This is a genomic window from Ruegeria sp. BHSB064, from assembly GCF_059613205.1.
In genome coordinates this window covers 1-23,245 of sequence record NZ_JBXWSB010000075.1, presented here as the reverse complement: position 1 = coordinate 23,245, position 23,245 = coordinate 1, and the positions used below count along the sequence as shown (strand labels likewise).

24 protein-coding genes are annotated in these 23,245 nt (G+C 57.7%); 11 read left to right on the top strand and 13 right to left on the bottom strand.

Going from position 1 to position 23,245, the window contains the following annotated elements; all coding sequences use genetic code 11:
• Positions 1-597: response regulator transcription factor (locus AC2FNU_RS16560; RefSeq protein WP_496790413.1), on the bottom strand; the 597-nt coding region annotated here is incomplete at its 3' end.
• Positions 594-2,027: a cache domain-containing protein gene (locus tag AC2FNU_RS16555; RefSeq protein WP_496790411.1), complete on the bottom strand. Its 1,434-nt coding sequence runs from the start codon at positions 2,025-2,027 to the stop codon at positions 594-596. The genes AC2FNU_RS16555 and AC2FNU_RS16560, both read right to left, overlap by 4 nt.
• 245 nt (positions 2,028-2,272) lie before the next feature.
• Between AC2FNU_RS16555 and AC2FNU_RS16550 the strand changes: the two genes are divergently transcribed.
• From AC2FNU_RS16550 to AC2FNU_RS16540, 3 genes are all read left to right on the top strand, one after another.
• The gene (locus AC2FNU_RS16550) at positions 2,273-3,355 is read left to right on the top strand and encodes a TRAP transporter substrate-binding protein (protein WP_496790408.1); all 1,083 of its coding nucleotides are present in this window, start codon (positions 2,273-2,275) and stop codon (positions 3,353-3,355) included.
• Between the two features lie 120 nt (positions 3,356-3,475).
• Entirely contained in the window at positions 3,476-4,402 is a 927-nt protein-coding gene (locus tag AC2FNU_RS16545) for a TRAP transporter small permease subunit (protein WP_496790403.1), read from the top strand.
• Positions 4,403-4,419: 17 nt separating this feature from the next.
• Entirely contained in the window at positions 4,420-6,774 is a 2,355-nt protein-coding gene (locus AC2FNU_RS16540) for a TRAP transporter large permease (RefSeq protein ID WP_496790398.1), read from the top strand.
• Positions 6,775-6,905: 131 nt separating this feature from the next.
• Here the strand turns inward: AC2FNU_RS16540 and AC2FNU_RS16535 are convergent, their stop codons facing one another.
• From AC2FNU_RS16535 to AC2FNU_RS16520, 4 genes are all read right to left on the bottom strand, one after another.
• Entirely contained in the window at positions 6,906-7,295 is a 390-nt protein-coding gene (locus AC2FNU_RS16535) for a VOC family protein (RefSeq protein ID WP_496790393.1), read from the bottom strand.
• 7 nt (positions 7,296-7,302) lie between these two features.
• The gene (locus AC2FNU_RS16530; protein WP_496790392.1) at positions 7,303-8,127 is read right to left on the bottom strand and encodes an arginyltransferase; all 825 of its coding nucleotides are present in this window, start codon (positions 8,125-8,127) and stop codon (positions 7,303-7,305) included.
• 75 nt (positions 8,128-8,202) lie between these two features.
• Complete coding sequence (locus AC2FNU_RS16525; protein WP_496790391.1) at positions 8,203-8,634, bottom strand: RDD family protein; 432 nt, start codon at positions 8,632-8,634, stop codon at positions 8,203-8,205.
• Positions 8,635-8,699: 65 nt separating this feature from the next.
• A complete protein-coding gene (locus AC2FNU_RS16520; RefSeq protein ID WP_496790390.1) occupies positions 8,700-9,122 on the bottom strand; it encodes a DUF2852 domain-containing protein in 423 nt (140 codons plus the stop codon).
• A gap of 147 nt (positions 9,123-9,269) precedes the next feature.
• Between AC2FNU_RS16520 and AC2FNU_RS16515 the strand changes: the two genes are divergently transcribed.
• The 5 genes from AC2FNU_RS16515 to AC2FNU_RS16495 are packed head-to-tail and all read left to right on the top strand — an operon-like array spanning position 9,270 to position 14,534.
• Positions 9,270-9,653, top strand: coding sequence for a DUF4440 domain-containing protein (locus tag AC2FNU_RS16515; protein ID WP_496790389.1), 384 nt, complete (start codon positions 9,270-9,272; stop codon positions 9,651-9,653).
• A gap of 49 nt (positions 9,654-9,702) precedes the next feature.
• On the top strand, positions 9,703-12,498 hold the full coding sequence (locus tag AC2FNU_RS16510; protein ID WP_496790388.1) for a [protein-PII] uridylyltransferase family protein: 2,796 nt from the start codon (positions 9,703-9,705) through the stop codon (positions 12,496-12,498).
• On the top strand, positions 12,482-12,754 hold the full coding sequence (locus AC2FNU_RS16505; protein ID WP_496790387.1) for a hypothetical protein: 273 nt from the start codon (positions 12,482-12,484) through the stop codon (positions 12,752-12,754). The genes AC2FNU_RS16510 and AC2FNU_RS16505 overlap by 17 nt, the downstream gene beginning before the upstream one ends.
• 38 nt (positions 12,755-12,792) lie before the next feature.
• Positions 12,793-13,995, top strand: coding sequence for an RSP_2647 family RNA methyltransferase (locus tag AC2FNU_RS16500; RefSeq protein WP_496790386.1), 1,203 nt, complete (start codon positions 12,793-12,795; stop codon positions 13,993-13,995).
• Positions 13,992-14,534 (top strand): RSP_2648 family PIN domain-containing protein, encoded by a 543-nt coding sequence (locus AC2FNU_RS16495; RefSeq protein WP_496790385.1) that lies wholly within the window; start codon positions 13,992-13,994, stop codon positions 14,532-14,534. Before AC2FNU_RS16500 ends, AC2FNU_RS16495 begins: the two co-directional genes overlap by 4 nt.
• A gap of 70 nt (positions 14,535-14,604) precedes the next feature.
• On the opposite strand, the gene AC2FNU_RS16490 is transcribed toward AC2FNU_RS16495, so the two are convergent.
• The gene (locus AC2FNU_RS16490; protein WP_496790384.1) at positions 14,605-15,291 is read right to left on the bottom strand and encodes a M48 family metallopeptidase; all 687 of its coding nucleotides are present in this window, start codon (positions 15,289-15,291) and stop codon (positions 14,605-14,607) included.
• A 225-nt stretch (positions 15,292-15,516) separates the two neighbouring features.
• Between AC2FNU_RS16490 and AC2FNU_RS16485 the strand changes: the two genes are divergently transcribed.
• A complete protein-coding gene (locus AC2FNU_RS16485) occupies positions 15,517-16,320 on the top strand; it encodes a class I SAM-dependent methyltransferase (protein WP_496790383.1) in 804 nt (267 codons plus the stop codon).
• 27 nt (positions 16,321-16,347) lie between these two features.
• Here AC2FNU_RS16485 and AC2FNU_RS16480 read toward each other — a convergent pair whose 3' ends face one another.
• From AC2FNU_RS16480 to AC2FNU_RS16460, 5 genes are all read right to left on the bottom strand, one after another.
• On the bottom strand, positions 16,348-17,532 hold the full coding sequence (locus tag AC2FNU_RS16480; protein ID WP_496790382.1) for a vWA domain-containing protein: 1,185 nt from the start codon (positions 17,530-17,532) through the stop codon (positions 16,348-16,350).
• A gap of 4 nt (positions 17,533-17,536) precedes the next feature.
• Positions 17,537-17,707 (bottom strand): hypothetical protein, encoded by a 171-nt coding sequence (locus AC2FNU_RS16475; RefSeq protein WP_480799826.1) that lies wholly within the window; start codon positions 17,705-17,707, stop codon positions 17,537-17,539.
• A gap of 7 nt (positions 17,708-17,714) precedes the next feature.
• Positions 17,715-19,091, bottom strand: a complete 1,377-nt coding sequence (locus tag AC2FNU_RS16470; protein WP_496790381.1) for a DUF2927 domain-containing protein — start codon at positions 19,089-19,091, stop codon at positions 17,715-17,717.
• On the bottom strand, positions 19,088-19,537 hold the full coding sequence (locus AC2FNU_RS16465) for a GNAT family N-acetyltransferase (protein WP_496790380.1): 450 nt from the start codon (positions 19,535-19,537) through the stop codon (positions 19,088-19,090). Before AC2FNU_RS16465 ends, AC2FNU_RS16470 begins: the two co-directional genes overlap by 4 nt.
• Positions 19,538-19,638: 101 nt before the next feature.
• Positions 19,639-20,484, bottom strand: a complete 846-nt coding sequence (locus AC2FNU_RS16460) for an AAA family ATPase (RefSeq protein ID WP_480799823.1) — start codon at positions 20,482-20,484, stop codon at positions 19,639-19,641.
• A 382-nt stretch (positions 20,485-20,866) separates the two neighbouring features.
• Between AC2FNU_RS16460 and dksA the strand changes: the two genes are divergently transcribed.
• Both dksA and AC2FNU_RS16450 read left to right on the top strand, forming a co-directional pair.
• Positions 20,867-21,289, top strand: a complete 423-nt coding sequence (gene dksA / locus AC2FNU_RS16455) for an RNA polymerase-binding protein DksA (protein ID WP_170354457.1) — start codon at positions 20,867-20,869, stop codon at positions 21,287-21,289.
• Between the two features lie 71 nt (positions 21,290-21,360).
• Entirely contained in the window at positions 21,361-22,512 is a 1,152-nt protein-coding gene (locus AC2FNU_RS16450) for an FAD-dependent monooxygenase (protein ID WP_496790379.1), read from the top strand.
• A gap of 4 nt (positions 22,513-22,516) precedes the next feature.
• On the opposite strand, the gene xth is transcribed toward AC2FNU_RS16450, so the two are convergent.
• Positions 22,517-23,245: exodeoxyribonuclease III (gene xth, locus AC2FNU_RS16445; protein WP_496790378.1), on the bottom strand; the 729-nt coding region annotated here is incomplete at its 5' end.

Genomic DNA, 23,245 nt, shown 5'->3' with positions numbered 1-23,245 from the left:
TGTCAGACCAGCGGTGGACGAAATACCCAACTTACGCTTGATGTTCTTGCGATGGGTTTCAACCGTACGCACCGATATCTCGAGTTTTTGAGCGACTTCTTTGTTGGATTTACCCTGTGCAAGTTCCAGCAGGATCGTCTGTTCGCGCCCGGTCAGAGCTTCGCGCGCGCTGTCCTGTTTTGGTTTCAGCGATCCGCTGGCACCGGTGCACAGGTATTGTTCGCCATTCATGACGGCGTCGATGGCCTGTTTGATTTCTTCTGTGGGTACATCCTTGAGGATATAACCTTTGGCGCCATGGCTGAGAGCGGTCGAGATATATTCGGGGCTATCATGCATCGACAGGATCAGGATGCGTGTTTCGGGAAGACGTTCAAGGATGATTTCCGTTGCGCTGAGGCCGCCGAGGCCGGGCATGTTGAGGTCCATCAGGATCACGTCGGGGGCCAGGTCAACGGCCTGATCCACAGCCGCCTGACCACTGCCGAGCGTGCCGACCACGTTGATGTCGTCATAGCTTTCAAGGATAGACTGGATGCCCTCGGCCACCATTGGGTGGTCGTCAACAATAAGAACCCGGGTGCTGTCAGAGCTCATGTACCGGCCTTTCGGTTCGGAGTTGCGTCTTCCTGCGGCGGCAGAAGGTGGCTGAGCGGCAAGCTGGCTTCGATCACCGTACCGCCTCGCGGTCCGCGTGATGACAGAATCCGTAAGGAGCCGTCAAGCTGTTCGATACGCTCCTGCATGTTGCGCAGGCCGATGCCTGTGGTTGCAGTGCCAGGCTCAGTGCGTAACCCGCGGCCATTATCGGTGATCCGCATGGTTGCACCCTTTTTGTGACCACGCAGGTCTATCGTAACATGCGTAGCCCCGGAATGGCGTTCAATATTGGTCAGTGCCTCTTGGGCTATGCGGTAGAGGGCAATCTTGCTGTCCTGATCCAGCCGGTTACGGAACACGACGGTCGAGAACTCGGTCTCGATCCCGGTGCGGTCGCGGAAGTCGTCAGTCAACGCCTTCAGCGCAGGCCCCAGGCCCAGATCGTCCAGCACGCCCGGGCGCAGGTCGCGGCTGATGCGCCGTACCTCGGTGATGGCGGTGCCCAGGTGGTCGATCCCTTTTTCCAGCGGATCGCGCGCGCCGATGTCGTCGCCGCGTGACAGACGGCGGCGGGCATTGTCCAGCGCATAGCGAACACCGACAAGGATCTGGCTGATGCCGTCGTGCAGCTCACGCGCAACCCGGCCACGTTCTTCTTCCTGCGCATCGAAGACACGTTGGGTCAGTTCCTTCAGCTTGGCGTCAGCCAAGCGGCGCTCGCGAATGTTCAGCAACATGCCCGAGGCAAAAACGATAAGGACAGCCGCCAGCACGATTGCACCGATATACATGAAGGTGCGTTGTACACGGGCTTCGACCTCGGCCCGTGCGTTCGCCACCGTGGCGACAATGTCATCGATAAATACACCGGTGCCCACAACCCAACGCCAGTCCTGAAGTCCGACGACATAAGCAATCATCTGCGCCTCTTCGCCGGTCGAGGGCTTCTGCCACATGAAGCTGTGCCAACCCGCCCCTTGGCGGGCGAGGCGAATGAACTCGTCCACAATGGGCGTGCCTTCGCTGTCGGTCAGCCCTTCCCAATTCTGGTTGATGAACTGCGTTTGTCTGGGGCTGACCAAATTGTTTCCGTCATAGTCATAGACAAAGAAGAACCCGTCCTGACCATAGATCATCGCCGAAAGAATCTGTGTGACGAGGTTTTTTGCCACCTCATCATTGGGTTCCGCCCGCCCATAGATGTAAGCAAACCCGTTGCGCGCTTGCGTGACATAGTTGCGCAACTCTTCCTTCTTGGCCTCGATCAAGCTGCGTTCCAGTGCCTCGATCTCGCGCTCGGCCGTCGCGCGGGCCTCATAAGCCACCAGCACGGCGATTGCAGCCACAGCGACCACCAATGGGATTGCGGCCACCAGAGACAATTTCTGCGCATAGGTCAGCGAGACCAGTTGACGGAGTCTTTGCATAGTCGAATCGATACGCAAGCGGGGGCGAAAATGCAAAAGGATTGGGCAGGATCGCAAAAATGGCGAGGATTTTGCTGTGTTTAATTGGAGGATGGCCAAAGAATCTGCGATAAACGGCAAAAGAAATCGCCCGTCTACGCAGTAGTAGGTATTCCCATTCACATCTCTGTCATTAGGCTGACGCGCATTGAATGCGACAGGTCCGGCTGTGCCGGATTATGACTATGAAGGGGAGGAACACTCATATGGATCGTCGTTCATTTCTGAAAAAATCCGCGCTGGGCGGATCGGCAGCTGCAGCAACCGCTCTGGCGGCACCGGCCTACGCTCAGGGCCAGCGCACGCTGACCATGGTGACGTCGTGGGGTCGTGGTCTGGCGGGCGTGTTTGACAGCGCGCAGCGCTGTGCCGACAGCATCAACGCCATGTCGGACGGAAGCCTGAATGTTGAGATCAAGGCCGCCGGTGAACTGGTGGGCGCATTCGAAGTGTTCGACGCGGTGTCGTCCGGCCAGGCCGACATGTACCACGCGGCTGACTATTACTTTGTGGGTCAGCACCCGGCCTATGCGTTCTTCACGGCTGTGCCTTTCGGCATGACGGCGCAGGAACTGGTGAACTGGTATTACCATGACGGCGGTATGGAGCTGCATGACGAACTGGGCGAAATCTTCGGCCTCAAGTCCTTCCTTGCCGGTAACACCGGCGCGCAGGCAGGTGGCTGGTACTCGAAAGAAATCAACAGCCCCGAAGACTTCAACGGCCTGAAGTTCCGTATGCCAGGTCTGGGCGGTAAGGCGCTGGGTAAACTGGGCGCGTCCGTGCAGAACATTCCGGGTTCCGAAGTGTATCAGGCGCTGTCGTCCGGTGCGATCGACGGAACCGAGTGGATTGGTCCATGGGCTGACGAAAAAGCGGGCTTCCAGGAAATCACCAAGACTTACTATACCGCTGGTTTCCATGAGCCAGGCGCAGGTTTGTCGCTGGCGACCAACCGTGACGTGTTCAACGAACTGACACCTGCACAGCAGAAGATCATCGAGATCGCTGCCGCCGAAGCGCACCAGTGGAACCTGGCGCAATTCCTGGCCAATAACGGTGCGGCCCTGCAACGTTTGCAGGCCGGTGGCGTAAAGGTTCTGGAATTCCCCGAAAGCGTTTGGGATGCGTTTGGTCAAGCCTCGCAAGAGGTTCTGGACGAGAACATGGGCGATGAGCTGTTCAAGAAGATCCACGACAGCGCGATGACGTCGATGGCTGCGTCGTCTGCATGGAACAACCTGTCGTCGGGTGTCTATACCGCGCAGCGCGACCGTGTTCGCAGCTAAGCCTTTCTGATCCAAGGAAAAGCGGTTCCCCCGCGCGGCGGGGGAACCTTTCCCGTTGCGCTAAGGGGTTTGGGCAAGCAACACTGATCCCAAGTGCAGCTGAGACGACCTGGGGACAATATGCAGGACGAAAACGGTATCTCGTTCTTCGGCGCCCTGTGGAATGGACTGGTCTGGTTCATTCAGAACATTGCCGAAGCCTTCTATAATTTCGGATACGCCATCACGCATCCGCAGCTCTGGCTGGACTGGTCCGACAAGGCGTCGATCATGCGCTTTGTCTATTATGGCGGTTCGGTCGAGTTCTTCTTTGTGGTGTTCACCTTCTTTCTGGTTCTGACGGCCATCGGGCTGTACTACCGGAATTTCATGTGGGCCATTGTTCGTGGCCTCGAGGGGTTTGCCAACACAACAGGGCGTTTCTTTGCCTGGGCAGGTCTTTTGATGGTGGTCCAGCAGATCGTCATCGTCTTCATGCAGCGGGTGTTTACACGTCCTGACATGTCTTTTGGTCTGGGCATCCCATTCCAGATGGACATCAGCTGGTTCGCTGAAGAACTAAAGCTTTACAACGCGATGGTCGTTTGCCTGTGCTGTACTTATACGTTCGTGCAGGGTGGGCATGTGCGTGTTGATCTGATTTATGCCGGCATCAGTCACCGGGCCAAGCGTGTCGTCGATATGCTGGGCGCGGTTTTGTTCATGATGCCGATGGCCGTACTGACCTGGATGTACGGCTGGTACTTCATGTGGCGGCACCTGATTGTGCCGAAACCTTCGGCCAGTGACACGCTGGATCGACTGGTCGCCAAGTCCCGCGCGCTGCGCTGGAACGTGGAAACCATCGGGTTCAGCCCCAATGGGTTCAACGCCTACTTCCTGTTCAAGATCCTGCTGGTGGCCTTTGCGGCCATGGTGTTCCTGCACGCCATCGCCTTCCTGTACCGGTCGTATCTGGAATTCGTGGAAGGGCCGGAAAGCACTGGAAAATACCTCGACAAGGACAGCCTTGGCGAGGGTGAAGAAGCCTATGAAGGCGCGCATTAAGGACGGAGACCAAGACAATGCTATTCGGACTTGATGGCGTCGAGATAGGCCTCATTATCGTATTCTTCTGCCTTTTCGGAGGCATTCTATCTGGCTTCCCGGTGGCTTTTGCCATCGGTGGTGCCGGGGTTATTTCCTTCGGGATCATTGCCGCGCTCGACAGTGCGGGTTTGCTGATCCATCAGGCGATAGACACAGGCTCGCAAGCCTACAGGGATGTTGTGAATTCGGGGGTGAAACCCGATACGATATCTGTATTCCGATACCCCGATTTACCAAGGATCGCCGAGCCGGTCTTTGTGCAAGGTTGGGAAACCGCTCTGGACCGCAATGTCTCGTTCATCGTGAACCGCATGAACGAACGGGTTCTGGCCGGACAATCAATTGAGACGTTGCTGGCCGTGCTGATGTTCGTTCTGATGGGCATCACGCTGGAACGCTCGAAGATCGCCAACGATCTGCTGACCACAATGGCACGCGTCTTCGGCCCCTTGCCGGGCGGTCTGGCGGTGTCGATCGTTGTTGTGGGTGCATTCCTTGCCGCATCCACCGGGATTGTCGGAGCGACCGTTGTAACGATGGGCCTGTTGGCCTTGCCGACCATGCTGCGGAACAACTACTCGCCCGAGTTGGCGACAGGTGTGATCGCAGCGTCAGGAACGCTGGGCCAGATCATCCCACCTTCGATTGTGATTGTTCTGCTGGGCACTCTGGCCGGAGATCTGTATTCGACGGCACAAGAGACACGTGCCATCGAGGCAGGATGTACCGATGCGCTCACCTTTCTGGGCGAGCCTGCGGTTGTCTCGGTCGGCACATTGTTCCAGGCCGCCTTGCTGCCGGGGATCATGTTGGCGCTGCTCTATGCGCTTTATGCCTTTGGGTATGCGCTGTTGAACCCTGACAAGGCCCCGGCCGTAGAGCTTTCGGGCGGGACGGGTGAGACTATCACCCGGTCTGAAGGGTTGACCTGGCTTCTGGGTGCTCCGCTGGCGCTGATTTTCGGGGCAGTTCTGCTGGGCAACGCTGGTGTGATTGGCAGCCAGAACATCTCGGTTTCGGCCTTTTCGGACATTGGGCAAGGCGCGTCCCTGCGTACCAACGTGTCGGAAGAATGCAAAACTTCCATGATTGAACTGCATGGTCAGTCTGCCTGGGATCAGGCCGTCGCCGAGCAGGAAGCCATCGATGCTGCCGGGGGTGTTGCGGACGCCCAGCGTCTGACCGAAGAGGAACTGGCCACCGCACAGCAACAGAAGATCGCAGAGGCTGCCCCCATCGGAACTGGCGTGGCTGTGACTCTTGTTCTTCTGGGGCTGACACTGGTTCTGGGTCGTGGCATTGCGCCATCGCGCGCGCCACAGCCCTTGATCCTGGGCGCGATTGGTTTGTTGCTGATGGCGTTGGTCGATATCCTTTTCATATCGCCGACAACATCCTCGGGCCTGACGTTCCTGCTGCTGGCTGTACCGTTTGCACTGGCCCTCTATGGTTGTAAGGAAGCCGCTGCGCGCTGTGCGACCAATGATCTGATTCGCGTTGTCTTTCCTCCGCTGGTTCTGATCATCGCGGTGTTAGGATCTATTCTGGGGGGTGTGACCAACCCGACGCCAGCAGCGGCGCTGGGGGCGGGCGGTGCGATCATGCTTGCAGCTTATCGCAAGCTTCAGGACCAGGGGCGATCGGGTAAGGTGATCATCTGGTCGACCTTTGCCGTAATCATCGCTTTGTTGATGGGCGTCAACTTTGATCTGCGTATCAATCAGGGCGGTGTCACGTTCGAAACATGGGTCGCGTTCTTCATCGCCTATGGGGCCTACCTGTTTGCTCTGTTCGGGTTGCTTTATGGCTGCTGGGTGCTGTTTTCGAGCGGTGTCCTGACACCTGTTGTGCGCGAGACAGCCAAAGTGACGTCGATGGTCTTCACCATTCTGATCGGATCACAGTTACTGAACCTTGTAGTGATCTCGTTTGGGGGTGAGCACTATATTCAGCAGTTCCTGAAGAGCTTTGACAACGAGTTCACGGTCTTCCTGATCGTGATGCTGGTGCTGTTCATTCTGGGTTTTGTGCTGGATTTCCTCGAGATCATCTACATCGTGATCCCCATCGTGGGGCCGGTGATTTATGGTGGGTCTTTTGATCCGAAATGGGTGACGATCATGGTGGCTGTGAACCTGCAGACCTCGTTCCTGACGCCGCCCTTTGGATTTGCGTTGTTCTATCTGAGGGGGGTTGCCCCAAAAGAGGTCACGACCGGCCACATCTATCGAGGGATCATACCGTTTGTCTTGATCCAGGTGGTCGGCATTGCGATCCTGTGGTTCTTCCCCTCGATCGTCACCATCGTGCCGGATCTGATCCCGAACTGATCCCGGTGAGTAAAATGCAAAGGGGGGCCAGTGGCCCCCCTTTTCTTTTTTGATTTGGAAAAGGGGCCAGCCCCTTCTTGGCCTGCGGCCAATTCATCCCCGAGGTATTTGTAGCCAGATGAAGCTGCGGATCAGGTGAACTGGATCAGGTCCCACCGATTGCCGAACGGGTCGCGCCAGACTGCAACCTGGCCATAGGGCTCGGTGCGTGGGGATTCTTCGAACGTGACGCCCCGTACCAGCATGTCGGTGTGATCGCGTTGGAAATCGTCGGTCTGCAGGAAGAAACCTACGCGGCCGCCGGTCTGGTTGCCAATAGCGGCTTGCTGGTCGGGGCCGTCAGCTTTGGCCATAAGCAGAGCACTGCCATTCGACCCGGGTGGAGAGATCAGCACCCAGCGTTTGCCGTTGCCCAGGTCGATGTCCTGCAGAAGCTGGAACCTGAGCGTTTCGGTGTAAAACGAGATCGCGGCATCATAGTCGGGCACCACGAGGGTAACCGCGTGCAAGTTCTGCTTCATGCTGTTGTCAGCCTTTGGTCGGATGGCGGTCGGGCAATTGAATATTGGCCACTTGTTCCGCTATTGGCGCCGAGGACAACGGGTGATGCGACGCATCGGAAAAGGCATCGGGATCTTTGATCTTTTTCCACTGCCCCTGAATATAAGCTTCCAGCCCTGAAAACTTGGCCTTGTAGCCCATCTTGGGACTGCCCGGGACCCAGTAGCCTAAGTAGATGTAGGGCAGGCCAGCTTCGCGCGCGATGTTAATGTGATCGAGGATCATATATGTGCCCAGCGAATTTTGGGGCTGGTTTGGGTCGTAGAAAGAATAGACCATGCTTAGCCCGTCATCGAGCACATCGGTCAGGCTTACTGCGATCAGATCGCCGGTTTTCGGATCGGCATATTCCACCACACGGCTGCGGATCGGAGTTTCTTCGATCATGGCTGCAAATTCGAACACATCCATGTCGGCCATGCCCCCGTCGGCGTGTCGGGTATCCAGATAACGGCGGAACAGTTCGTATTGTTCGTCTGTGGCCCAGGGCGACGTTGCGCGGCGTTCAAGATACCCGTTGCGTTTTGCAGCGCGCTTCTGGCTTTTGGTGGCGCGAAAGGCCGAAACGTCGATCCGGGCGGACAGACAGGCCGCACAGTCCGTGCAGGACGGTCGATAGAGCACGTTCTGCGATCGGCGAAACCCTTGCTGCGAAAGGGAGTTATTCAACTGCTCAGCGCCTTCGCCTTGAAGGGCTGTAAACAGTTTACGCTCCATCCTGCCGTCAAGATAAGGGCAGGGTTGTGGAGCGGTCACATAGAATTGTGGCGCAATTGGCAGCGTGTGTCGCATGAAGTTCCCATCTAGCCTCGGGACGGATGATAACAACCGTTCCCGAGACCGCCAAGTGATTCACGCAGTTGGATCTCACGCTCTTTGATTGATCATAACAGTCCCCAGGAAACTGTCGGTCAGGCCCTGACCGCGGGCGCTGGTCAACATCATGATGACCGAGATGATCTGGATCACGGCAAACGCCATGCTGACGAAATAGCCGGCTGTGTGCGCGATGGCTTTGCCCATATCCATACGTTCGCCAAACGCATCGCGCAATTCGATACCCATGAAGCGCATTCCAAGTGTGGCCGAGCCGTTGGTGATGGTCACGACGCGGTAGACGAAGCTGACCAAACCATAGATCAAGGCGAGAAAGAACAGGCCCAAACCTGCGGTGAAAAGGATCGCTACGGTGCACAAAAGCGAGATGAAAGCGATGTCGAACAGCCACGCGACAAAACGTTTGGTTGTTACCGAACTGTAGAATTCCGGTTGGGTATCTGGGTTAGGAAGGTGGTTCATTCATCAGGTCCGAAAGAAAGGGATGCGAAACCCTGACCCGAAATATCGGGACAGGGCAAGGTCCATCAGGCAGGTTCGCCTTTGCCATCGTCTTCGTGGTTTTCGCGGGCGCGTTCGTCCATGAACTGGTCGAATTCCGCCTTGTCCTTGGCGTCACGCAGACGGCGCAGGAATGCCTCAAAGTCCTGCTGTTCGCGTTCCAGACGGGCCAGAGTGTCAGCCTTGTAGGCGTCGAACGCGCTGTTGCCCGAAGGTTTCATTGCGCTCATGTGGCTGTGCCAGGATTTGCGGCGGCTGCAGGACTTGCTGAACATGCGTTTGCTCCAGATCATGTAGGCCAGAAGGGCAAGGCCCACGGGCCAGAAGAAGATGAACCCAAGGACCATGGCGGCGATCCAGGCCCCTTTGCCTTTATCGTCCAGCCAGGCTTCAATTCGGTAAAGCCATCCCGGATTTGCGGGGACGGCGGGGTCTGACAGTGCAGTCATGAAAGCTCTCCAGGGTTGATGTAAATTCTTTTCACATTGTCTAGATGGGGACGCATTTCGGGGATGCAAGAGGTGATGTGAAAAAGATTTACATTCCGCAATTCGGTTGACGTTGACCACCACTGATCGCAGGGTGCGGCCATGAATATGACTGAAAACAATACCGCACCGACGCTGACCGAAATCCTGGACTTGGAAAAAAAGGTCTGGATGGCGTTGGTCGAAGGCAACGCAAACGCCGACCGCGCCTTGCTGAGCGCGGATTTCTTGGGGGTTTATCCCACCGGGTTTGCCAATCGCGACGATCATGTTGGCCAATTTGCGGATGCTCCGACGATGGCAGAATTTGACCTGAGCGATGCGCGGTTGCGGGTTCTGACACCTGACATTGTGCTGTTGTCTTACAGGGCTGATTACTTGCGGCCCGGTGCGACAGAGCGCGAAGCGATGCTGATTTCCTCATTGTGGGAACGAAGGAACGACGTCTGGGTCAACAGTTTCAGTCAGGACACACCCCTTCAGGACGTCTGATCAGAATGCCCCATTGACGATGACGCGCCGCGATGCGCAGGGTGCGCGCATGACTGACGCACTTGCCATTACCCGACTTCCACGTGCTTTTGATCCGTCTTTGGGGGACGAGACACGGGCTTTGATCCCGGATTTATCTCAGGAACTTGCGGATTTGGTGGCGGGCACCGCCGGGTCCAGCCCCTATCTGAAAGGTCTGATCGAGCGGGAGAAGGATTGGTTGCCGCAGGCGCTGGCGCAACCGGATCAAGCATTGGCTGATGTAATGAACACCGCGCGGGAATTGCCGCCCGATCAGTTGAAACCCGGCTTGCGGCAGGCCAAGCGACGTTTGGCGCTGCTGACCGCTTTGGCTGATATTGCAGGTGCGTGGCCGCTGGAAAAGGTCACGGCGGCCCTTACGGATTTTGGAGCCCTGGCCGCGGATGTTGCGGCCAAAGCCGAGATCGCTGCGTTGATAAGGCGCAAGAAACTGCCCGGAATGACCGAGGATGATGTCGAAAATGCAGCCGGGCTTGTCATTCTTGCAATGGGTAAAATGGGCGCGCATGAGCTGAACTATAGCTCGGACATTGACCTGATCGTCCTGTTTGACGAGACGCGTTTTGACCCCGATGACTTTTACGAGGCCCGTCAGGGCATGGTCCGAGCGACGCGAAACTTTTGCGCGACGCTCAGCGACAAGACGGCTGACGGGTATGTCTTTCGAACTGACCTGAGACTGCGTCCTGATCCCGCCGTGACACCGGTGTGCATGGCGATGGAAGCGGCTGAACGGTATTATGAAAGCCTTGGTCGTACCTGGGAACGGGCAGCCTATATCAAGGCGCGGCCCTGTGCAGGGGATCTGGCTGCGGGTCAAAGGTTTTTGGACAGCCTGCGCCCATTCGTCTGGCGCCGTCATCTGGATTTTGCCGCCATTCAGGACGCCCATGACATGCGTCTGCGTATCCGGGAAAACAAAGGCACGGGTGGGTCCATGTCGATCCCCGGCCACGATATGAAGCTGGGGCAGGGCGGAATTCGTGAGATCGAGTTTTTCACCCAAACCCGCCAACTGATCGCGGGTGGGCGCGACGCGGACCTGCGCGTGCGGGGGACTGTTCCGGGGCTGGCGGCGCTGGCATCGAAAGGCTGGGTACCACAGGAGGTCGCTGACAAGCTGACAGATCATTACCGGGCGCATCGAGAGGTGGAACATCGTATTCAGATGATCCACGACGCGCAGACCCATAAGGTGCCCAAAACGCCGGATGGGATTGAGCGTGTTGCGTGTCTGATGGGGATCAGCAGCGCCGAATTGACTCAAGATCTTATGCAACGCCTGACCGAAGTGCATGAACTGACCGAGGGGTTCTTTGCTCCGGGCCAATCACAGGCGCCTGCACCGGTGCAGGATGTCGAGTTTGACAAAAAGATACTGGCGCGTTGGACGACCTATCCGGCCTTGCGGTCGCAGCGGGGCGCTCGGATATTCGAACGCCTGCGGCCCGAATTGCTGTCGCGCCTTGCCAAGACCGCCAAGCCGGACGAGGCGCTTATGGCCTTGGACGGGTTTCTGGCCGGTCTTCCCGCCGGGGTGCAGCTGTTTTCTCTGTTCGAAGCAAACCCGCATCTGATCGACCTTTTGGTCGATATTGTCGGGACGTCCCATGCACTTGCCTCGCACCTGTCCCGTAACGCGTCGGTGTTTGACGCTGTGATCGGGGGCAGTTTCTTTACCGATTGGCCGGGGCTAGAGGCGCTGCAAGCCGAACTGGCAAAAGCCCTTTCGCATGAAGCGGACTATGAGACCCAGCTCGATCTGGCGCGGCGCTGGTGTAAGGAATGGCATTTCCGCATTGGTGTGCACCATCTGCGCGGCTTGATTGACGGGACACAGGCCGGTCAGCAATATGCTGAGCTTGCTCAGTCGGTGATCGCAGCCATACTCCCACACGTCACTGAAAACTTCGCCCGCAAACATGGTCCTGCGCCGGGGCGTGGGGCGGCTATTCTGGGCATGGGGTCTCTTGGGGCGGGGCGGATCAACTCGCAATCCGACTTGGACATGATCGTGATCTATGATCCACAGGACCAAGAGATGTCGGATGGCCCGCGCCCATTGGCCACGCGCACCTATTACGCGCGCTTTACACAAGCGCTGATCACCGCACTCTCAGCCCCCATGTCGCAAGGGCGTTTGTACGAGGTCGATATGCGACTGCGCCCCTCGGGCAACCAGGGGCCGGTGGCAACAAGTTGGGCCAGCTTTACCAACTATCAGCAAAACGAAGCCTGGGTGTGGGAGCATCTGGCCTTGACCCGAGCGCATGTCGTTGCGGGTGACGCGGGGCTGGCTGAGGACATTGAGACCTTCCGGGCAGAATTCCTGTCTCGTCCACGAGAACAGAATAAAGTCCTGCGCGAGGTGGCAGAAATGCGCGCACGCCTAGCTGCCGCCAAGGCGCCAGCGGGCATCTGGGATGCCAAGAACGGACCGGGGCGTCTGATGGACATCGAACTGATGGCCGAAACCGGTGCTTTGCTGGCAGGCTCTGCGCAGCGCGATGTGGCGTCGGGTCTGGATGGCGCCGTCGCAGCCGGATTGCTGAATGTCGCGCAGGCGCAATCGCTGAAAGAGTGCTATGATTTATGCTGGTCTGTGCAATGTGCCGCCCGTTTGCTGTCGGGCAAGGCCATCGAAGCGGACAAGATCGGCGAGGGTGGCACCGCGTTTCTGTGCCGCGCAACAGGGTTCGAACAGGTCGAGGCGCTACAGGCGGCATTGCAGGACAGTTATACGACCGCAGCCGATCTGATCGGGGGCGTGATCAAAGGGGGCGAAGATGGCGCGCAGCACTGATCCCAACGACCACAAGGGTCTGATCCTTGAAGCCTATCGCATTGACGGCATCACTTTGCCCGAATGCCGCAGCATCTTTCTGGACTGGGCGCTCAGCCTGCCTGCCGATCGCGATCAGAATACAGCTCTGGCGGAGTTGCACGCGGGCTATGTGGACCAAAACCCCGATCATCCCATGACTCAGGTCCTGAGCGAGGGCCTTCAGGCGGCTCAGACCCCCAAACGCCGAGGCGGATGGCGATCCCGTAAACGCTAGGGCTTTTCCATCGGAGCGTTCATGACTATGAGGGCGCCATGACCCAATCTGCCGACCGCCCCCGTATCCGCCTGAAACCCAAAGCCAATGCGCGCGGCCTGCGTCATGGCTTCCCCTGGGTCTATGCCAACGACATCGTTACCGACCGCCGTACCCGCAAGATCCCTGCGGGTGCTCTGGCCGTGCTTGAGGACGACAAACGCGCGCCCATTGCGCTGGTGGCGGTCAACCCCGAGTCCAAGATCATGTGCCGGGCGCTGGACCGTGATATCTACGCGCGGCTTGACGCCGCGTGGTTCGAAACCCGCCTGCAACGCGCCCTCGAGATGCGCGAACGCCTGTTTGACGCCCCGTATTACCGCCTGATCCATGCCGAGGCGGATGGCTTTCCCGGCGTGATCATCGACCGCTTTGGTGACGCCTGCGTCATCCAACCCAACGCAGCTTGGGCCGAGGCGCATCTGGACCTGCTGACAGACGCTCTGGTCAAGGTCACAGGCGTGACCACGGTGCTGAAAAACGCCTCGGGCCGCACGCGTGGGCTTGAGGGGCTGGACGACGTTAACCATACCCTGCGCGGCACCGCACCCGACGCACCCCTGCCGGTGCCGATGAATGGCGCGACCTATATGGCCGATCTGACCGGCGGGCAAAAAACCGGTCTGTTCTATGACCAGCGCCCCAACCATGCCTTCGCTGCGCGGCTTGTGCATCCGGGTGCGCAGGTTCTGGATGTTTTCAGTCATGTGGGTGGTTTTGGACTGGCGATGTTGGCGGGTGGAGCAGGGCAGGCGCTATCTGTCGATGGCTCCGCCGCCGCGCTGGAACTGGCAGCAAGTGGCGCTGAGGCATCAGGTCTTTCCCACAAGTTCCAAACCCGGCAAGGCGACGCGTTCGACGTGTTGACCCAATTGGGGGAAGAGGGCGCGCAGTTTGACGTCGTGATCTGCGACCCACCCGCTTTTGCGCCGTCGAAACAAGCTCTGGATGCAGGGTTGCGCGCCTATGAGCGGATCGCGCGACTTGCTGCGCCTCTGGTCAAACCTGGCGGCTATCTGGGGCTGTGCTCATGTTCACACGCCGCTGATCTGGGGCGGTTCCGCGATGCATCATCCCGCGGGATAGGTCGCGCCGGACGGCAGGCGCAACTGATCCACACCGGATTCGCAGGCCCGGATCACCCGCAATTGCCGCAACTGGCGGAAAGTGGCTATCTCAAAGCGGTGTTCTATCGTCTATGAAAGCCGTTCTGGACACCTGCGTGATCTACCCCACGGTGATGCGTGAGATGCTTCTGGGCGCGGCGCGTCTGGGTCATTTCACCCCGATCTGGTCTGCACACATCCTCGAGGAATGGGCCCACGCGGCCCGCAAACTAGGTCCAACAGGTGAAGCGCAAGCGCGCGCCGAAGTCGCACTGACACAAGCCAATTGGCCGGATGCCGAGCGTGTTTCGAACGAAGGGCTGCAAAACCGCCTTTGGCTGCCTGATGCTGCTGACATCCACGTGCTAGCCACCGCTATTGCTGCGTCTGCCGATGTAATCGTGACGGTGAATGCCAAGGATTTTCCAAAAAACATCCTAGCCGAAGAAGGGCTTGATCGCGTCGACCCTGACAGCCTGCTTCACAGCTTCTGGCTATCAAACCCAGACGGCATGAATACACTTGCAACTCAGGTCCTTGCCGAGGCCAACCGTCTCTCAGGTGACCAATGGACGTTGCGCGCATTGATGAAAAAAGCCCGCCTTCCCCGATTGGGCAAAGCCCTCACCACGTAAACGCGATCCTGCTTCATCTGGCCACAAATACCTCGGAGAGCACGAGAGGCTGGCCTCTCGCTGCGCGCCCTCAGCCACGCGCCCAACGCTGTTCAAGCTTCTCCAACGCTGCAATCCGCTCATCCGTCTTTGGGTGGCTCATCAACCACGCTGGAACGACACCGGCACGTTGCTGTGTCAGGTCCTCCAGCTTGTGAAACAGCGATTTCTGCGGTCCAATTCCGATACCGGCTTTGGTCAGCAAAGCAGCAGCATACTCATCTGCCTCATATTCATCCCCACGTGACAGGCGCGAGGCCAAAAGGGCGGTCAAAGCATTGGCAATCATCGCGCCGATGAATGGGATGAACCGGTTCAGAACCAGTATCAACGCCGTCCTCATCGCGTTCTGACCGGAAAAATCAATCATCCGCCGCCGCGCGTGTCCCAGCGCCACATGCCCCAGCTCATGCGCGATAACGCTGGCCATTTCTTCGGCCGATACCTCGCCATTGCGGAACTTGCGATAGAACCCGCGCGTAATGAAAATCCGCCCGTCTGGGGCGGCCAACCCATTCACCGGGTCGATCTCATAGATATAAACCGGCACCCGATCGATCCCCAGAGCAGCGGCAAGCCGGTCCGTCATGCGTTTCAGCGCAGGGTCGGCCAACTCGGTCGACTTTGCGTCCAATTCTCGGTGCGTGCGCCAGACAGAGATACGGTACATCACAAGGCCGTACAGTACGGCCAGAAGGATCGGCGTGAACTTGATCATGAACTAGATATGGGGCAGTGGCGAAGACCTGGCAAGAGTGTCGTCCGGGTGCAATTCTGGACCATCCGCAGGTGAAGGTGCGAAGGCACCACCAAGACGGCAAGCAGGTCCCATGCAGCGGCGTTAGGATCGATCTTGGACCTGCGAAGGGAAGAACAGCCCAAGCCAGATGAGATTTTAGCGAATTTACAGTATAATCCATCTGATTTTGCTGGAGGAAATGTTGTGTCCGATCCCTATGCCGATCTCGCGTCTCAAGATGAAGAGCTTCAGAAACGTATCGCCGATGCGATAGATATCCGCAGCCAGGATCCAGCGCAGATAGAGATCAGACAGGCTTATCTTGCGGATATTGAATTGCCCGCGAATGCATCAGCCGTCGAACTGGGGTCCGGGACGGGATATGTCACGCGGGACCTGATCGGCATGGCCGGAGCCGAAACAGCACTGGGTGTGGAACCTTCACCTGTAATGGTAGATCGTGCCAACGCGCATTTTGCGGACGAGCCAAACTTGAGCTTTGTGGTTGGGGACGCAAGGCAGACCGGCCTGCCGGATGGTAGGTTTGATATTGTGTTGATGCACACGTTACTGTGCCATGTCCCCGAGCCGGAGAAAGCCATTCACGAGGCACATCGGATTTTGAAACCCGGCGGCGTATTGGCGATTTGTGATGGCGACTACAGCACCGCAACCGCCCGGATCGCCGATTTTGATCCGCTGGATCAGCTTGTGCGTTTCATGATCAACCAGAACGTCACCAACCTGTGGATCATGCGCCAGATTTCAGGTCTGCTGACCGATAACGGCTTTGCATTGGGTGCACGTAAGGGCCACGGTTATGTTGCTGAAGGGCAGGCCGAGTACTTCCTGACCGTCATAGATCGGGGCGCGGATCGCTTGGTGGAAGAAAGCATTCTGCAGCCCGACACCGGAGAGGCCCTGAAGCAAGAAGCACGCGACCGCGTCGCACGAGATACGTTCTTTGGCTACATGTCCTACGTCAGTCAAATCGCCTACAAGCAATAGACATCTGACCGATTTTGGTTACCCGCATTACCGCGTAAGGTCCTTCATGCCCTGTTCCAGGCCAGCCAGCGTCATGGGAACCATGCGATCCTCGAAAATCTCTCGGATCATGCCAATGGAGTGGGTGTATTCCCAATATTTCTCGGGCACCGGGTTGATCCAAAGGTTGGATGCCCACTGTTCGCGCGCCCGTTGCAGCCAGACTTGTCCGGCTTCCTGATTCCAGTGTTCGTTGGCACCGCCGGGATAGGCGATTTCATATGGGCTCATCGAGGCATCGCCGACAAAGATGCACTTGTAATCACCACCATAGGTGCGAAGAACCTCGTGCGTAGGCGTCTGTTGATCCCAGCGACGGCGATTATCGCGCCAAACGCCTTCATAAAGGCAATTGTGGAAGTAGTAGTATTCCAGATGCTTGAATTCGGTTCGGGCGGCGGAAAACAGTTCTTCGACCACCTTGATGTGCGGGTCCATTGATCCGCCCACGTCCAGAAACAGCAGCACTTTGACCGCGTTGTGACGCTCGGGGCGGGTCTTGACGTCCAGATAGCCATGTTCAGCCGTGGCGCGGATGGTGCCGTCCAGATCCAGCTCTTCAGCCGCGCCTTCACGCGCCCAGCGGCGCAGCCGTTTTAAGGCGACCTTGATGTTGCGGGTGCCCAGTTCAACTGTGTCGTCTAAGTTTTTGAATTCCCGCTTGTCCCAGACTTTGACGGCGCGCTGATGGCGGCTTTCCTTTTGCCCAATGCGGACCCCTTCCGGGTTATAGCCATAGGCCCCAAACGGAGAGGTTCCGGCTGTGCCAATCCACTTGTTGCCCCCCTGATGGCGGCCCTGTTGTTCCTTCAGACGCTCGCGCAGGGTTTCCATCAGCTTGTCAAACCCGCCAAGCGCTTCGATCTCGGCCTTTTCCTCATCCGACAGGTGCTTTTCCGCCATCTTGGCCAGCCAGTCGCCCGGGATATCCACGGCTTCCAGAACCTGATCGAAACTGATCTCGTTCAGCCCTTCGAAACTGGCTGCAAAAGCGCGGTCAAACTTGTCGATGTTGCGTTCGTCCTTCACCATCGACACACGCGCGAGGTAATAAAACGCTTCGACATCATAGGTGGCGAGGCCCTTTTTCATGCCCTCCAGAAAAGTCAGGTATTCCCGGAGCGAGACCGGAATTCCAGCTTTGCGGAGGTTTTCGAAAAAGGGCAGAAACATCGCGCTATCCCACCAAACGGACCAGAACGAGCGATATTATTAACCCGACCAGCGCAAACGCGATCCCGTAGCCCGCCGCATATTGCGCCATGTCGGCCCCATTGCCATTGCGTTTCTTCGCGGTCAAAGCGCCCAGGATTGCCCCCAGGATCGCCATTCCCAAAACTACCACCATATGCGTTTCACCCGTCTGTCGTGCTGCCGGAACTCCGCTGGCCTGCGCTTTCAACCAAAGACTGGGCCACCAGTTCCGAGCCGAACCCGTATCGCGCCCAACCAATGCTGTCCAGCCTGACCGAACGGGCCTGTTGAAGCTGTCCGGACTGTTTCAAAGCCTCGGACTTCAACAGAAGCAAAGTGGCCAGTATCGAGGCGTTTTCGGCGCGGGTCATCACATCGATGGCGTTGTTCAGTTCTGGCAGGACGCGGGGTCCCTGATTTTGAGCCAAAGCAAATGCAGCGGTCTGCGTGGTCACATAGGCTTGGTGAACTTCGGTTCCAGGCGTTGCCTTCAGAAATTGCTGTGCAATCTGGAACTGACGCAGCGCTTCGTTTGGATTTCGGAATTGTTCCATCCGACCCATCAGGTAGTGGGGGTAAGCGCGGCGGTGGTCCGTCCATCCCATCCGCTGACCGATGCTTGCTGCTTTTCTGGCTGCCCGCATTTGCCGGGGCGAACCGGGCCCGGGTCCAAGCGATTTCTGGATGGCGTCGATCCATTCCCTCGGCGTCTCGGTTGCAGGTTGCGCAGCCAGCCGATTGCCGCGCGGGTTCAGGCGGCTCAGTACCCCGGGGATCACGGCGGCAACTTCTTCGCGGCTCATGCCCGTGCGCAGTTCGGGCGCATAAGCGGCGCGCAGGATCAACATGTCAAACCCGGTCAGAACGGTATGGATGTTGTCGTCGTTGAACACAGAATCCGGCAGGTGATAGAGGTCATTCAACGGCCCAAGGGCCTGGGCCAGCTCTTCATGCAGGCAGTCCCGTATTTCCTGCGGGCTGACGTCATAGGGGATGAAAATGCCAAGCCGTTCGCGTCGGCGCAGTTCGGTCCAACTGCTTTTGGCCTTGCGGCGGTCACGGCGGTACTCGTTCAGGCTTGAGGCGTTTGGAACCACAAAGCAGGCCGCATTGGGTAGAATGCGCAGGATGTCTTCCTGGCTCACCGCCTCGATCGTGATATTGGCCTGACCCTCGCGGATCTGCCGGATATTGATCCCGGCTTCGCGTTTCAGGCGGTTCAGCAGCCGTGTCAGATCCTGCTGCATGCTGGCAGTGGGTGAACCGGTCAACCTTACAGTGATTGGTGTTTCAAACCGGGTAAACACGGGCAGCGCAGCCCCGCTTTCCAACGCGAAATGCAACGATAAAAAATCTTCGGCGATGTTCTTGTTGGATCGGGCAGGTGGCCAGGGCCGCGGAGCGCCAAAGGTCTTTGTCGGAGGCAAAGTTGCCTCAACCGAGCGGACCTCGTCTGACACCGGAACCGTTTGAATGGTTTCAACTGATGTGCAGCCCGCCGCAAACAGCGCCAGAACAAGAGCGGACCAACGCGTCATGGGCGGGAATACTTGATAAATGGCGTGACCGTTCCGATGCGATCATAGAGCTGACGCGCGGTTTTGTTGAACTCCTGTGTCAGCCAATAGACGGATGGGGCGCCTTGCCGGTCAGCCTCCTCATACACCGCCTGGATCAATGCACGGCCCACGCCTGTTCCACGGGCTTCGGGTCGGGCGAACAGGTCTTGCAAATAGCAGACCTTTTCTACTTTCCATGCGTGGCTGTGAAACAGATAGTGCGTCAACCCGACCAGTTTGCCATCCTGCTCGGCGACAAAGCACGAAAAATCTTGCGGATCATCACCCAACAATCTTGAGAATGTCGTCTCGTACACCTCTGAGGGCAGCGCGGTTTCATAGAACGCCAGATAGTCCCGCCACATGTCTGCCCACTGATCCTTATCTTCGGCTTGAAGTGGGCGGATTTTCAATGTGTTCGCCAAGCGATCTATCCAATTCTGTGAGGTTTAGCCTGTCACTCCTGCGATGCTGACAGCCGGGGTGCAGCAACGCAAGTCAAGATCACCAATTGTTCAGGTTTCAGCTACCGTTTGCCGCGCGCCATGAAAGCCAGGCGCTCGAACAAATGCACATCCTGCTCATTTTTTAGCAAAGCACCATGCAGTTTCGGCAATGCATTGGCCCCGTCGCGTTTGAGGTCCTCGGCGCTCAGGTCTTCGGCCAGCAACAGCTTCAGCCAGTCCAGAACCTCTGAGGTCGATGGCTTTTTCTTCAAACCCTGTGTTTCACGAATTTCATAGAACTGGGTCAGCGCCGTGGTCAAAAGCGCGTCTTTGATCCCGGGGTGATGCACTTCGACGATACGGCGCATCGTGGCCTCGTCGGGAAAGCGGATATAGTGAAAGAAGCAGCGGCGCAGAAAGGCGTCGGGCAGCTCTTTTTCATTGTTTGAAGTGATGATGACGATGGGGCGGTTCTTGGCCCGGATCGTTTCTCCGGTCTCGTAAACATGGAACTCCATCTTATCGAGTTCCTGCAAAAGATCGTTGGGAAACTCGATATCCGCCTTGTCGATCTCATCGATCAGCAGAACAACTTTTTCATCGGCGTCGAATGCCTGCCACAACTTACCCTTGCGGATGTAATTCGACACGTCATGCACGCGCTCTTCGCCCAACTGACTGTCGCGCAGGCGGCTGACCGCATCATATTCATACAGGCCCTGTTGCGCGCGCGTGGTGGATTTCACGTTCCACTCGATCATCCGCAGCCCCAACGCGCCGGCCACCTGTTTGGCCAGCTCGGTCTTGCCAGTGCCGGGTTCCCCTTTGACCAGCAGAGGGCGTTCGAGTGTGACGGCTGCGTTCACGGCAATGGTCAGATCGTCTGTGGCAACATATTCGGCTGTACCTTGAAAACGTGCTGTCATGGGCCTCTCATGTGGTTGTGCGACGGGGTCGGGCAAACTGTGTTTTCCGGGTTACAGAGAGGCAAGGTTTTTGACAACCCGCGTCCCTGCGTCCAACCACGGGATTTTTACTGTATCTCCAAGCCCTTTTGCTTGATTCGCGTGCAGTCGACGTTAGGGCGTGAAGCAAGCCGCCCCAAAAAAGCCCGCTGAATTTCATAGAAAAACAAGGTTTTCTTGATGTTTGTCTCATATTTAGACAAATCCGCTTGGGCGAATGTGGATGCAACGTTTGTGTAGTGACATTCCACGGCCCGTCGGCTAAACGCTGCGCAGAAGGGAGAGCCAAATGTCAGGTGAAACAACCGCGACCGACGTTTCTGGCCATACCGAGGGAGCAAATATGAAGCAGGAAGTTTTTCTGCCGGAAGATTACCGTCCGGCCGAAGATGAACCTTTCATGAATGATCGTCAGCTTGAGTATTTTCGCCGCAAGCTGCTGGATTGGAAGACAGAACTATTGGCAGGCAGCCGCGACACGATCGAAGGGCTGCAGGACAACACCCGTAACATTCCGGACGTCGCAGACCGCGCCAGCGAGGAAACTGATCGTGCGCTGGAACTGCGTACAAGGGATCGCCAGCGCAAGCTGGTCGCCAAGATCGACTCGGCCCTGCGCCGGATCGACGAAGGTGAATACGGGTATTGCGAAAAGACCGGCGACCCGATTTCGCTGAAACGTCTGGACGCGCGTCCGATTGCCACCATGACGCTTGAGGCACAAGAACGTCACGAGCGCCGCGAAAAGGTCCACCGCGACGATTGATCGCCGGTTTGGGGTTAAAAACTTAAGCGCCGGGGCCTGTGGCTCCGGCGTTTTTGCGTTAAGGCGGGGGCATGAATATCGATGGTTTGAAATTCTGCGTGATTGGTGGCGGCATCGGTGGTCTGGCCGCCGCGCTTGCGCTGCGCATCAACGGCGCGCAGGTCACAGTACTTGAACAGGCTGCCGAACTGACCGAAGTCGGGGCAGGTCTGCAAATCAGCGCCAATGGCATGGCCGTCCTTCGGGCCCTAGGGGTTGCAGATCACGAACCTGCCTTTGGACAAAGGTCGTTTGGCACGGTACTGCGCGACTATAGAAAGGGGCGGGTGATCAGCCGCGTACCCAGTCCTGCCGCGGGACAAACCTTTTATTACCATCGCGCCGACCTGCTTGACATACTGCACAAGGCCGCGTTGCGCGCCGGAGTTGAACTGCGCCTAGGATCACGCGTCACCGAAGTGCGCAAACACCCCGGAGAGGCCGAGATTGTTCTGGAAGGCGGCGAAAGGTTGCGGGCTGAATGCGCTATCGCAGCAGACGGCGGACGAAGCGTGATCCGGCCGATCCTCAACGGTTCCGAAACACCAGCCTTCACCCATCAAGTCGCATGGCGGGCTACGATTCCATGGAATCGTCCCGTGCAGATGCCGCGTGCCGCGCTGACAATGGGGCCGGGGCGTCATGTGGTGACCTATCCTTTGCGCGATCAAAGCCAAATGAACATCGTAGCGATCGAAGAACGGTCAGACTGGCATGAGGAAGGATGGCGTCAGGAGGGCGATCCGGTTGATCTGCGCGCGCGCTTTGCTGACTTTGGTGGGGAGGTGGGCGAGATTTTGGCGCAAGTCCAGCAGGTCAACATTTGGGCTTTGTTCCTGCGCCCGGTAGCCGAGAAATGGCAAAACGGTCGCCTTGCTTTGCTTGGGGACGCAGCACACCCGACGCTGCCCTTCATGGCGCAAGGAGCCTGCCTGGCGCTGGAGGATGCGTGGTGTCTTGCACGCGCATTCGAGGCGCAGTCGGGTGTCGCACAAGGGTTGGCTGTGTACGAAAGCGCGCGCAAAGTTCGCGCGCGAAAAGTTGTTGCGGCAGCGGGATCAAACGCGCGGAACTTTCATCTCAAAGGCCCGATGCGCCTGGCTGCGCAGGCCGCTCTGATGACGCTCGGTCCAAGGCTCGCGCAACGATACGAATGGATTTACAGCTACGATCCGACTGTCTGAGCGGTTACAGATCCAGGTCAACCCAGACCGGCACGTGATCCGAAGGCTTTTCATGTCCGCGGATTTCAAAGTCGATCCTGCAATCACGCATCAGGTCCGCAGCTTGAGGGGTCAACAGGAAATGGTCGATCCGAATGCCGTCGTTTCGGTTCCAGGCACCGGCCTGATAGTCCCAGAATGAGTAATGCCCGGGGCCTTGGGTCTTGGCCCGGAATGCCTCGGTAAACCCAAGGTTCAGGATCTTGCGAAATGCCGCGCGGCTTTCGGGCCGGAACAGAGCGTCCTCCCGCCAAGCATCAGGACGTTTGGCATCTTCGGCCTGTGGAATGATGTTGTAGTCGCCTGCCATCAGGGCCGGCTCTTCACTGTCCAACAGGTCGCGCGCGCGTTGATACAGCCGCTCCATCCACGCCAGCTTATAGTCGTATTTCGGTCCAGGCACCGGATTGCCGTTGGGCAAGTACAAGCCGCAGATTCGCAGCGCCTTTTTTCCCACCACTGTCGCTTCGATCCAACGCGCTTGTTCATCTTGGTCATCCCCCGGCAGACTGCGCGAGACATCTTCCAATGGCAGTTTCGACAGGATTGCCACGCCATTGAAGCTTTTTTGCCCATGGGTTTCCACGTTGTATCCACGCTCTTCAAACATCTCGCGTGGAAAGTTCTCGTCGATGGATTTGATTTCTTGCAAAAGAACGACGTCGGGTTGCGCGTCATCCAGCCACCGCGGAAG

Bases quoted from the DNA above. Each gene is read 5' to 3' on its own strand.
- AC2FNU_RS16525 (WP_496790391.1), bottom strand. From the start codon at position 8,634: ATGAACCACCTTCCTAACCCAGATACCCAACCGGAATTCTACAGTTCG.
- dksA (WP_170354457.1), top strand. From the start codon at position 20,867: ATGAAGCAGGAAGTTTTTCTGCCGGAAGATTACCGTCCGGCCGAAGAT.
- AC2FNU_RS16555 (WP_496790411.1), bottom strand. From the start codon at position 2,027: ATGCAAAGACTCCGTCAACTGGTCTCGCTGACCTATGCGCAGAAATTG.
- AC2FNU_RS16520 (WP_496790390.1), bottom strand. From the start codon at position 9,122: ATGACTGCACTGTCAGACCCCGCCGTCCCCGCAAATCCGGGATGGCTT.
- AC2FNU_RS16500 (WP_496790386.1), top strand. From the start codon at position 12,793: ATGACCCAATCTGCCGACCGCCCCCGTATCCGCCTGAAACCCAAAGCC.
- AC2FNU_RS16535 (WP_496790393.1), bottom strand. From the start codon at position 7,295: ATGAAGCAGAACTTGCACGCGGTTACCCTCGTGGTGCCCGACTATGAT.
- AC2FNU_RS16495 (WP_496790385.1), top strand. From the start codon at position 13,992: ATGAAAGCCGTTCTGGACACCTGCGTGATCTACCCCACGGTGATGCGT.
- AC2FNU_RS16545 (WP_496790403.1), top strand. From the start codon at position 3,476: ATGCAGGACGAAAACGGTATCTCGTTCTTCGGCGCCCTGTGGAATGGA.
- AC2FNU_RS16505 (WP_496790387.1), top strand. From the start codon at position 12,482: ATGGCGCGCAGCACTGATCCCAACGACCACAAGGGTCTGATCCTTGAA.
- AC2FNU_RS16480 (WP_496790382.1), bottom strand. From the start codon at position 17,532: ATGTTTCTGCCCTTTTTCGAAAACCTCCGCAAAGCTGGAATTCCGGTC.
- AC2FNU_RS16450 (WP_496790379.1), top strand. From the start codon at position 21,361: ATGAATATCGATGGTTTGAAATTCTGCGTGATTGGTGGCGGCATCGGT.
- AC2FNU_RS16530 (WP_496790392.1), bottom strand. From the start codon at position 8,127: ATGCGACACACGCTGCCAATTGCGCCACAATTCTATGTGACCGCTCCA.
- AC2FNU_RS16540 (WP_496790398.1), top strand. From the start codon at position 4,420: ATGCTATTCGGACTTGATGGCGTCGAGATAGGCCTCATTATCGTATTC.
- AC2FNU_RS16490 (WP_496790384.1), bottom strand. From the start codon at position 15,291: ATGATCAAGTTCACGCCGATCCTTCTGGCCGTACTGTACGGCCTTGTG.
- AC2FNU_RS16550 (WP_496790408.1), top strand. From the start codon at position 2,273: ATGGATCGTCGTTCATTTCTGAAAAAATCCGCGCTGGGCGGATCGGCA.
- AC2FNU_RS16460 (WP_480799823.1), bottom strand. From the start codon at position 20,484: ATGACAGCACGTTTTCAAGGTACAGCCGAATATGTTGCCACAGACGAT.
- AC2FNU_RS16470 (WP_496790381.1), bottom strand. From the start codon at position 19,091: ATGACGCGTTGGTCCGCTCTTGTTCTGGCGCTGTTTGCGGCGGGCTGC.
- AC2FNU_RS16475 (WP_480799826.1), bottom strand. From the start codon at position 17,707: ATGGTGGTAGTTTTGGGAATGGCGATCCTGGGGGCAATCCTGGGCGCT.
- AC2FNU_RS16515 (WP_496790389.1), top strand. From the start codon at position 9,270: ATGACTGAAAACAATACCGCACCGACGCTGACCGAAATCCTGGACTTG.
- AC2FNU_RS16510 (WP_496790388.1), top strand. From the start codon at position 9,703: ATGACTGACGCACTTGCCATTACCCGACTTCCACGTGCTTTTGATCCG.